Below are 9911 nucleotides of genomic sequence, written 5' to 3'. Positions count from 1 at the left end.
TCATGAAGAACACCCGCCGTATCCTTCTCGCCGCCACCGTCGCCGTGGCGCTCCCGCTCGTCAGCGGCTGCGCCACCAAGATCAAGGCCTCGTCGTCGCATAACCCGGCTCCGGCCACCGCGTTCTCGTCCTATGGCCGCATCGACGTGAAGCCGGTCGCCTACGCGCCAGGCTACAAGGGCAACCCGGCCGCGCTGGGCAAGATCGCTGCCAACCTGGACAAGGACCTGGCGCCGTCGCTGGCCCAGTGGAACAGCCGCCCGGCCAACGGCCGCACGCTGACCGTGGAACCGGTCGTCGAGGAGATGTCGTTCAAGAGCACCACCAAGCGCGTGTTCCTCGGGCCGCTGGCCGGCAGCTCGGGCGTGCTGATGCGCGTGACCTTCCGCGACAACACCGGCAAGGTGATCGCCACGCCGGAATTCTTCCAGCGCGCGAATGCGATGAGCGGCGGCTTTACCCTGGGCGTGCAGGACAACCTGATGCTGACCCGCGTGGCCAAGCTGGCCAGCAGCTACGTGATCGCCAACTACGACCAGGCCGTGGGCGGCCCGACCGGCGCCGACGACGCAGCCGTCAATTAAGCTTCCGGCGTCATTGCAGCACGGCGGACGATCCTGTCCGCTTTCACAGTGCCGGCGGCAGGGCAGCGCTGCCGGTGTTCTTCCACCGATCCACAAGCGAAAAACAACATGAAAAAATTGATCCTGACCGTCGCCGCCATCGCCGCCATCGGCAGCACCCTTCCGGCGCAGGCGCGCGACACCAAGCTGATGATGCCGCTGGACGCCGCCATGGCCGACAACGACGCCCAGTCCCGCCTCGGCGACGACGTCAAGTTCTACTTCGGCAAGCAGAAGACCCCGGCCGTGCTGAAGAAGCTGGGCACCGACCAGACCAGCCAGAAGACCAATTCCTTCGGCAAGTCGCCCGAGAAGTCCTGCAACTGGGCCTTCCTGTCGGCCATGCTGCGCTTGAAGGCGCGTGCCCAGGAACTCGGCGCGAACGCGGTCGTGAATATCGTCAGCAACTACAAGAACATCGAGAACTCGAGCGAGACCGAGTTCGAATGCCACGATGGCGCGATGATGACGGGCGTGGCGCTGAAGGCAGATTTCGTCAAGCTCAAGTAAGCAGCAGGAGGCAGCCATGGCGACGATCACTGCGCTGCTGTGGCTGGCCGATACGGCGCTGCTGGACGACGACTGGTTTGCGGTCGGCGCCGCCTGGCTGAACGATGCCGAGCGCCTGCGGCACGAGCGTTTCGTGCGCGCCGAGCGGCGGCGCCAGTTCGTCGCTGGCCGCGTGCTGCTGCGCATGGCGCTGGGCGAACTGCTGGGTGTCGCGGCGCACGCAGTTGCCTTGACCGAAAGGCCGGGCAATGCACCGGCACTGGCCTTTCCCGAACGGCCGGGGCTTGGCCTGAGCATTTCGCACAGCGGGCAGTGGGTGGCCTGCGCGGTCAGTTTGACGGGGCCGGTGGGGCTCGACATCGAACGCATCGATCCCGCGCGCGACGTGCTGGCGATTGCCGAACAGGCCTTCGGGCCGGAGGAAGCAGGGCAGTTGCGGGCCCTGGACGCGGCCGCGCGTGCAGACGCCTTCTATCGCATGTGGTGCCGCTACGAAGCCCATATCAAGCTGGGCTGCCAGGGTGTGCACGACATCTTCCACGCCTTTCCTGGCCTGGCGCTCGTGCTGAGCAGCGTGGCGGCGCTCGACGTGGAACCAGCCATGATCGACCTGCGCGGCATGCATTCAAACGCCTGAGTAACAAGCCACTGTGCTCCGCTTTCGGAGTGTAATCACTCCGGAAATGGAGTTATCGATCCGAGGACTTTAGCGCGCCACACCCACCAGCTTGTGCACCAGCTCCGATGAGGTCGATGCCGCAAACTTCTTCATCAACTTCGCCCGGTGCATCTCCACCGTGCGTGGGCTGAGATCGGTTTCGCGGGCAATGATCTTGCTGGTTTTTCCCTCCACCAGCAGCGCCGCGATCTCGCGTTCGCGCGGCGTGAGCTCGGCCGTAACCGGGCGCTTTTCGCTCACGTCCTCGAAGGTCCAGACGCCGGCGCCGAGCGGCTCGGCCGGGTCCAGCGAGCGGCCGGTCACGTGGCACCAGAACAATTCTCCATCGCCGCGGCGCATGATGCGCTCGTCGGAATAGCGCCCGCGCGCATTCATGATCGGCACGATGCGGTCGCCCGTGCGCAGGAATTCATCCATGGTGGGATACAGCACGGCAAAGGACTGGCCGTCGAGCTGGCCTCGCGCGTAGCCGAACATCGATGCCAGCGCTACATTGCCGGACTGGATCACACGGTTCACCGAAATGCACATGCCGACCGGGGCATGCTGGAAAATCATTTCGTAATCAATGGCGTATGATGAATTCATCTGATGCAGGTCGACTGGGGAAGGAGTTCCGCGAGAGGCGGTATTTCTACGGTATTGTGCTTTGCGCAAGCGTATTTTATGCTGGCTCGCTCTACTCTGCAGGACATAAAGAGCTTTCCGGGCTTAACTCATAAAAGGGACGGGTATGAACAAAGTGTATCCAGACGCGGCATCGGCGCTGGCCGGCGTCGTGCAAGACGGCCAGATGGTTGCCGTCGGCGGCTTCGGCCTGTGCGGCATTCCCGAGGCGCTGATCGAAGCGCTGCGCGATTCGGGCGTCAAGCAACTCACGGCCATTTCCAACAACGCGGGCGTGGACGGCTTCGGTCTCGGCCAGTTGCTGGAAACGCGCCAGATCAAGAAGATGATCGCCTCCTACGTGGGCGAAAACAAGGAATTCGCACGCCAGTTCCTGGCCGGCGAACTCGAACTCGAATTCACCCCGCAAGGCACGCTGGCCGAGAAGCTGCGCGCAGGCGGCGCCGGCATCCCGGCCTTCTTCACGAAAACCGGCTACGGCACCATCGTCGCCGACGGCAAGGAAACGCGCGAATTCAATGGCGAACACTACGTGATGGAGCACGCGCTGGTGCCCGACGTTTCGCTGGTAAAAGCCTGGAAGGCGGACAAGGCCGGCAACCTGGTGTTCCGCAAGACCGCGCGCAACTTCAATCCGAACGTGGCCACCGCGGGCAAGGTCTGCATCGCGGAAGTCGAGGAACTGGTCGAGATCGGCGAGATCGACCCGGACCAGGTGCACACCCCAAGCATCTTCGTGCACCGCATCGTCCATAACCCGACGCCGGAAAAGCGCATCGAACAGCGCACCGTGCGCGCCAACTAAAAGATCATTCGGAGACAGAACATGGCATGGACTCGTGACGAAATGGCCGCGCGCGCAGCGAAAGAGCTGCAGGACGGCTTTTATGTGAACCTGGGCATCGGCTTGCCGACCCTGGTCGCCAACTATGTGCCGCAGGACATCGAAGTCTTCCTGCAATCGGAAAACGGCCTGCTGGGCATCGGCCCGTTTCCGACGGACGACGCCGTCGACGCCGACCTGATCAACGCCGGCAAGCAGACCGTCACCGCACTGCCGGGCGCTTCCTACTTCAGCTCGGCCGATTCCTTCGGCATGATCCGCGGCGGCAAGATCAACCTCGCCATCCTGGGCGCGATGCAGGTGTCGGAAGGCGGCGACCTGGCCAACTGGATGATCCCGGGCAAGATGGTGAAGGGCATGGGCGGCGCGATGGACCTGGTGGCCGGTGTCAAGCGCGTGGTCGTGGTGATGGAACACGTGGCCACGGCCAAGGACGGCAGCACCTCGCACAAGATCCTCAAGAAGTGCGACCTGCCGCTGACCGGCGTGGGCGTGGTGGACCGCATCATTACCGACCTGGGCGTGATCGACGTGACCGGCACCGGGCTGAAGCTGGTGGAGCTGGCGCCGGGTGTCAGCAAGGAAGACGTGCTGGCGGCGACCGGGGCGGAGCTGGACGTGTCGGCGGTGTAATCCTTCGTCGCGTTGAATGAAAAGGGCGCTGACATATCAGCGCCCTTTGTCGTTTACAGCGGCTGCGCGCGCATGATCGAGGTACGACCGGATTCGCTGGCGGTAACGTACGGTGGGCACCCGTGCCCACGCGGTTACGTGCGCATCCATCGTCCGCTGCTGCGACTATTCGCTCCGTGGCTTCAAGCATGCTGGAGACGTTCGCGAGACGCTTCTCATACGCCGGCAATCCGCTTCGATCTCGATACGGCACGCGCTAACGATGATCATCCTTCCGCGTGGGCACGGGGTGCCCACCGTACGGTTGATGCCGCAGGCTATCGTTCAACGAATCGGACCACTGCCGGTCGAGGCGCTTCTTACTCCACCGACCACACGTACTGCACCGGTGCCCACGCCGCCTTCGGCTTGCCGTTCACCGTTGCCGGCGTAAAGGTGCACTTGGCAATCGCCACGCGCGCCGCTTCGTCCAGCGACGCATCCCCGCTCGACTTCATCACCTTCGAGTCCTGCACGCTGCCGTCAGTCTCGACCTTGAACTGCAAGGTCACCGTGCCCTGGAGCCGCTTGGCCAGTGCTTCGGCCGGGTACATCGGCTTGGCGCAGCTGTTGAACTGTGCGAGCGGCGGCGTGGTGACGGCGTCGGCCGCGCTGTCGGCCACCGGCGTCTGGGCGCAGCCGACCAGCAGGGTGGCGCTCAAGCCCAGCACGGGAATCGCCGCCTTCCAGTTCAGGGCTTGCGTGTCGGGACGGACCAGTCGTTTGATGCGTTGCATGAGATCTCCTCCATTGGCCGCCATGGCCAGTTTGTTGTTGGAGAACTGGAGTTTCTCCAGTTCGGAAAGCGCCAGGGCAAGGCGCCGCGGTTCGCCGATCCGGCGCGCGGCCAGGTCGTCGGCAATGTGTTCGCGCTCGACGCGGATGCGGTGCGAGATCCACCATACGGCCGGGTGGTAGAAGAGCAGGGTCTCGATCACGCTCTGCACCAGGTTGACCAGGTAGTCGCAGCGGCGCACGTGCGCCAGTTCATGCGCCAGCAGGGCTTCCAGCAGCTGCGGCGGCATGCCCGACACCAGGGCCGCCGGCACCAGCACCACCGGCTTCCACCAGCCGGCCGTGACCGGGCTGGCCAGGCCGTCGACGACCTGCAGGCGCACCGCACGGGCAATGCCGAAGCCGTGCGCCAGCGTGTCCAGGCGCGCCTGCCACTGCGCGTTGCCGCCCTCGCGGCGCGCCGCCCGGCCGATCCACAACAGGCCGAGCACCATGCGCAGGGCCAGGGCCGCCGCGCAAAGCGCCCAGGCGCCGACCATCCAGGACAGGTTGCCCTGCAAGATAGCGCGCCAGCTATCGGCTTGCGTCGCGCCGCCGGCCAGCAAGGGGCCGAGGGGCAGGGCGCCAGCGCCGGCGTCCGCGCCATGCGACAGGCGCAGCACCAGCGTGGCGGCCGGCCACAACAGGCACAGCAGCAGGCCGCTGCAGGCGACCAGGTAGCGCGTTTCGGCGCGCGCATTGCGCAGGGCGAGTAGCAGCAGCGCGGTTTCGCAGCCGACCAGCGCACCCTGCCAGACAAAGTCGAGCAGCACCCAGCCGAGCTGGGAGACGAACATTGGCAGCGTCATTCCTTGTCCTCCTTCAGCAGCTTCTCGATCTCGGCACGCTCCTTCTTCGAGATGCCGCTTTTCAGCGCAGCCAGCACCAGGGCCTTGGCCGAGCCGGCAAAGGCGCGCTGCATCAGGTCCTTCAGCAGGTTGGTCTGCAGCGAATCCTGCGGCTGGGCCGGCGCATACACGTGCGAACGCTCGCTTTCGTCGCGGATCAGGAGGCCCTTGGTGTGCATGATCTGCATCAGGCGCAGCACGGTGGCATAGGTGACGTCGGGCCGGGTCTTCTGCATGCTTTCATGCACCTGGCGCGCGGTGGCGGCGCCGAGCGGCCACAGCACCTGCAGCAGGTCGAGTTCGGCCGCGGTCGGCTTCGGGAGATCGGATGGGCTTGGCATGGCGCTTTCCTTGAATGACGGTCGCATCCAGAATAGCTTGTCTAGAAATCTTTGTCTACGTGATTCGATTGCTGGATGAAAGTTGTAGACATAACTGTCTAGATTGACCTATGCTGGACCCACATTCGCCACCTGGAGACTCCATGCTGAAACGCTTCGCCGCCTCTGCGCTTGCCTGTGCCGCCATCGCCGCCATCCCCACGATTGCGGGCGCGTCGCCCCTGCCGGCCTATCCCTTCGTGCACGTGAGCGCCGACGCGTCCGTGTACCGCGTGCCCGACATCGGCGCCATCGACTTCGAGATTTCGGCGAGTGGCGCCGACCCGGCCTTGGCGCGCACCACGGTCGAGACCCGCATCGCCGAGGTGCGCGCGTTGTTGCAGGCGCAGGGCGTGCCACTGGAGGACATGGAAACGCGCGACGTGCGCAAGGAGCAGAAGAAGGATGGGCAGTTGGATGCACCCGTGTACGAACTGCGCTCCAGCGTCCACATCAACATGCGCGATTTGTCGAAGTGGGCCGGCGTGGTTGGCCCCTTGCTCGACATGCCGAACCTGGGCAGCTTCGCCACCTCGTTCGACTCCAGCCAGCGCGAGGAGGTCGAGGCCGAGCTGATGGCGAACGCCCTGCGCGAAGCGCGCCGCCGCGCCGAGATCATCGCCAGGGGCGCGCGCCGCAAGCTCGGCCCGGTCACCGCCGTCACCCCGGCCGGCGTGAAGAACGTCGGTTACGCGATGGGCCTGCTGCGCGAGGATTTCAGCTCGCGCCGCGGCGCCGGGGCCGAGGTGGCAAGGAGCGATTTCCTCGCCATCGAGGCGCTGAAGCTGATGCAGCCGGTCGACGTGGTGTTCAGGCTCGAATAAGGCCTCAGCGCTTCAGCACATTCAGCACCGCCAGGCTCATCGCCTGCGCCGCCGTCTTGATCGACGGCTCCGGCACCGGCGCGTAGAACGGCGAGTGGTTGAAGGCGATCGGCTTGCCGCCCTCGCGCGCCGCTTCCGCCACGTCCTTGGCATCGTACACGCCGGTGAAGAAGAACACCGAAGGCACGCCCTGGTCGACGAACTGGGAGAAGTCTTCGCTGGCGGTCATGGCCGGCATGCGCTGGGCGTTGGCGTCGCCGAAGGCATCCTTGAACACGGGTTCGAGCTGCTGCACCAGCGCCTCGCTGTTGACGATGGCGGTGCCGCCCGGGATCAGCTCCACTTGCGGCGCCGGCGCGTTCGCCATCGCCGCCGACGCCAGCGCAATGCGCTTCACGCCGTCGAGCAGCTTGGCGCGCACCGCCGGGCTGTAGGAGCGGATGGTGCCGCGCACCTGCACGCTGTCGGGAATGATGTTGCCGACCGTGCCGCCGTTGATGGCGCCGATGGTCACCACGCCGAACTCCTTCGGGTCCTTTTCGCGGCTGACCACGGTCTGCACGTCGGTGACGAAGCGCGCGGCGATGGCGATCGGGTCGACCGCCTTGTCCGGCGCCGAGCCGTGGCCGCCGCGGCCCTTGAACACGATCTCGATCGCATCCGAATTCGACGACACGGCGCCGACGTTGTAGCCGACCGTACCGTGGGCCAGCGGCCAGGAATGCAGGGCGAACGCATAGTCGGGCTTGGCGAAGCGCGTGAACAGGCCGTCGGCCAGCATCGCCTTGGCGCCGGATACGGTTTCCTCGGCGGGCTGGGCGACGAACATCAAGGTGCCGCTCCACTGCGACTTCATGTTCACCAGCGTGCGCGCCGTGGCCAGCCAGGACGTCATGTGGATGTCGTGGCCGCAGCTGTGGGCGGTGAAGCTTTCGCGGCCCTCGCTGGTGGCCTTTGCGCGGCTGGCATAGGGCAGGCCGGACTTTTCTTCCATCGGCAGGCCATCGAGCTCGGTGCGCACCATCACGGTCGGGCCGGCGCCGTTCTTGTAGATCGCCACCACGCCGGTCTTGCCGACCTTTTCCGTGACCGTGAAGCCGAGCTTGCGCATTTCCGCCGCCAGCTTGCCGGCGGTGCGGGTTTCCTGGAACGCCAGTTCCGGGTGCGCGTGCAGGTCCTTGTAGATGCCTTCCAGCGCGGGCCAGGCGCTGTTCACGCTGGACGAGACCTGGGTTTTCAGGGCGCCTGGCAGCTGGGCCTGGGCCGGGAGGGAAAGGGCGAGGGTGGCGGCGAGCGCGGCGGCGTGGGGCAGGCGAGGGATCACGATGGATTTCCTTTTCGATGGAAACGGCTGAGGTTTCCAAAATGATACATCTTCCGTGCACGGAATGAGCAAGAGTGACGAAAAGTCTAGCGTGCCGCGCGCCTGCAAGAATGTCTTTAATATAAGTGCCGTGCTGCGCCGCCGCAGGCAGCGCCACGTCAATACGACCCAATACCCTGGAAGGACCGACATGGACGACTCCATCGAAACAAACATCGCGCGGCGCAATGTGCTGAAGACCGGCGCGCTGGCGGCCACCGCGACCGCTGTGCCCCTTGGCGCAATCGCCCAGACGCCGAACGCCGGCAACGCCGCCACGCCCGCCGTGCCGGCCAGCGCCCCCGTCACCTCGAAGGTGACGCTGCGCGTGAATGGCAAGGCGCACGCGCTGACCGTCGACACCCGCACCTCGCTGCTCGACGTGCTGCGCGAGAACCTGCACCTGACCGGCACCAAGAAGGGTTGCGACCAGGGCCAGTGCGGCGCCTGCACCATCATCGTCGACGGTCGCCGCATCAATTCCTGCCTCAGCCTGGCCATCATGCACGACGGCTCGGAAGTGACCACCATCGAAGGCCTGGGCCAGCCCGGCAAGCTGCATCCGATGCAGGCCGCTTTCGTGAAACACGACGGCTACCAGTGCGGCTACTGTACCCCGGGGCAGATCTGTTCGGCCGTGTCGGTGCTGGACGAAATCCGCCAGGGCGTGCCGAGCCACGTGACGGCCGACCTGAACCAGAAACCGCTGCTGTCGATCGACGAGATCCGCGAGCGCATGAGCGGCAACATCTGCCGCTGTGGCGCCTATTCGAACATCGTCGATGCGATTACCGAAGTCGCCGGAGGAAAAGCATGAGGGCCTTTACCTACCAGCGCGTGAGCACCCCGGCCGAAGCCGCGGCCGCCGCCGCCCGCACCCCGGGTTCGCGCTTCATCGCCGGCGGCACCAACCTGCTCGACCTGATGAAGCTCGAGATCGAAACGCCGACCCACCTGATCGACGTCAACCACCTCGGCCTGAACAAGATCGAGGCGACCGCGCAGGGCGGCCTGCGCATCGGCGCCCAGGTGCTGAACGTCGACCTGGCGAGCGACGCCCGCATCCGTCGCGACTACGCCGTGCTGTCGCGCGCGCTGCTGGCCGGCGCCTCGGCCCAGCTGCGCAACAAGGCCACCACCGCCGGTAACCTGCTGCAGCGCACCCGCTGCCCCTATTTCTACGACACGGCGCAGCCCTGCAACAAGCGCGTGCCGGGCAGCGGCTGCTCGGCCATCGGCGGCTACAACCGGAACCACGCGATTGTCGGCCACAGCGAGGCCTGCATCGCCACCCACCCGAGCGACATGGCCGTGGCCATGCAGCTGCTTGACGCCGGCGTCGAGACCGTGAAGCCCGATGGCAGCACGCGCGTGATCCCGATTGCCGACTTCTACCGCCTGCCGGGGAACACGCCGCACATCGAGAACTCGCTGATGGCCGGCGAACTGATCACCGCCGTGACCCTGCCGCGTCCACTCGGCGGGCGCCACTTCTACCGCAAGGTGCGCGACCGCGCGTCCTACGCGTTTGCCCTGGTGTCGGTGGCTGCCGTCGTGCAGCCCGACGGCAGCGGGCGCGTGGCGCTGGGCGGCGTCGCCCACAAGCCCTGGCGCGTGCCGGGCGCGGATGCCAGCATGCCGGGCGGCGCGAACGCCGTCGTCGAACGCCTGCTGGCCGGCGCCAAGCCGACCGCCGACAATGCGTTCAAGGTGACCCTGGTCCAGCGCACGTTGGAGTCCGTGCTGGCGGAAGCGAAGAAAGGATAA

Annotated in this window: 12 protein-coding genes; 8 read left to right on the top strand and 4 right to left on the bottom strand. The window is 65.9% G+C overall.

What is annotated here, in order from left to right; all coding sequences use genetic code 11:
• The first annotated feature begins 2 nt into the window (after positions 1-2).
• The 3 genes from ACWYRN_RS24420 (at position 3) to ACWYRN_RS24410 (ending at position 1770) form a co-directional block, all read left to right on the top strand.
• The gene (locus ACWYRN_RS24420) at positions 3-584 is read left to right on the top strand and encodes a hypothetical protein (RefSeq protein ID WP_488690379.1); all 582 of its coding nucleotides are present in this window, start codon (positions 3-5) and stop codon (positions 582-584) included.
• Between the two features lie 108 nt (positions 585-692).
• A complete protein-coding gene (locus ACWYRN_RS24415; RefSeq protein ID WP_488690378.1) occupies positions 693-1133 on the top strand; it encodes a heavy metal-binding domain-containing protein in 441 nt (146 codons plus the stop codon).
• A gap of 16 nt (positions 1134-1149) precedes the next feature.
• Positions 1150-1770: a 4'-phosphopantetheinyl transferase family protein gene (locus ACWYRN_RS24410; protein ID WP_488690377.1), complete on the top strand. Its 621-nt coding sequence runs from the start codon at positions 1150-1152 to the stop codon at positions 1768-1770.
• A 69-nt stretch (positions 1771-1839) separates the two neighbouring features.
• On the opposite strand, the gene ACWYRN_RS24405 is transcribed toward ACWYRN_RS24410, so the two are convergent.
• Positions 1840-2400: a LuxR C-terminal-related transcriptional regulator gene (locus tag ACWYRN_RS24405; protein WP_488690376.1), complete on the bottom strand. Its 561-nt coding sequence runs from the start codon at positions 2398-2400 to the stop codon at positions 1840-1842.
• 145 nt (positions 2401-2545) lie between these two features.
• Between ACWYRN_RS24405 and ACWYRN_RS24400 the strand changes: the two genes are divergently transcribed.
• Both ACWYRN_RS24400 and ACWYRN_RS24395 read left to right on the top strand, forming a co-directional pair.
• Entirely contained in the window at positions 2546-3244 is a 699-nt protein-coding gene (locus ACWYRN_RS24400) for a CoA transferase subunit A (protein WP_488690375.1), read from the top strand.
• Between the two features lie 21 nt (positions 3245-3265).
• On the top strand, positions 3266-3916 hold the full coding sequence (locus ACWYRN_RS24395; RefSeq protein ID WP_488690374.1) for a 3-oxoacid CoA-transferase subunit B: 651 nt from the start codon (positions 3266-3268) through the stop codon (positions 3914-3916).
• A gap of 359 nt (positions 3917-4275) precedes the next feature.
• On the opposite strand, the gene ACWYRN_RS24390 is transcribed toward ACWYRN_RS24395, so the two are convergent.
• Both ACWYRN_RS24390 and ACWYRN_RS24385 read right to left on the bottom strand, forming a co-directional pair.
• Complete coding sequence (locus ACWYRN_RS24390) at positions 4276-5538, bottom strand: M56 family metallopeptidase (RefSeq protein WP_488690373.1); 1263 nt, start codon at positions 5536-5538, stop codon at positions 4276-4278.
• Positions 5535-5918: a BlaI/MecI/CopY family transcriptional regulator gene (locus ACWYRN_RS24385; RefSeq protein WP_229436643.1), complete on the bottom strand. Its 384-nt coding sequence runs from the start codon at positions 5916-5918 to the stop codon at positions 5535-5537. Before ACWYRN_RS24385 ends, ACWYRN_RS24390 begins: the two co-directional genes overlap by 4 nt.
• 143 nt (positions 5919-6061) lie before the next feature.
• On the opposite strand from ACWYRN_RS24385, the gene ACWYRN_RS24380 reads away from it, so the two are divergent.
• Entirely contained in the window at positions 6062-6781 is a 720-nt protein-coding gene (locus ACWYRN_RS24380; protein ID WP_488690372.1) for an SIMPL domain-containing protein, read from the top strand.
• A 4-nt stretch (positions 6782-6785) separates the two neighbouring features.
• Here ACWYRN_RS24380 and ACWYRN_RS24375 read toward each other — a convergent pair whose 3' ends face one another.
• On the bottom strand, positions 6786-8105 hold the full coding sequence (locus ACWYRN_RS24375) for an amidohydrolase (protein ID WP_488690371.1): 1320 nt from the start codon (positions 8103-8105) through the stop codon (positions 6786-6788).
• Between the two features lie 190 nt (positions 8106-8295).
• On the opposite strand from ACWYRN_RS24375, the gene paoA reads away from it, so the two are divergent.
• A complete protein-coding gene (paoA, locus tag ACWYRN_RS24370; protein ID WP_488690370.1) occupies positions 8296-8961 on the top strand; it encodes an aldehyde dehydrogenase iron-sulfur subunit PaoA in 666 nt (221 codons plus the stop codon).
• Entirely contained in the window at positions 8958-9911 is a 954-nt protein-coding gene (locus ACWYRN_RS24365) for an FAD binding domain-containing protein (RefSeq protein ID WP_488690369.1), read from the top strand. The genes paoA and ACWYRN_RS24365 overlap by 4 nt, the downstream gene beginning before the upstream one ends.

This window comes from Massilia sp. BAP21 (assembly GCF_057801335.1).
Note: the sequence above shows the minus strand (reverse complement) of the source record. Positions and strands in the feature narration are given on the sequence as shown.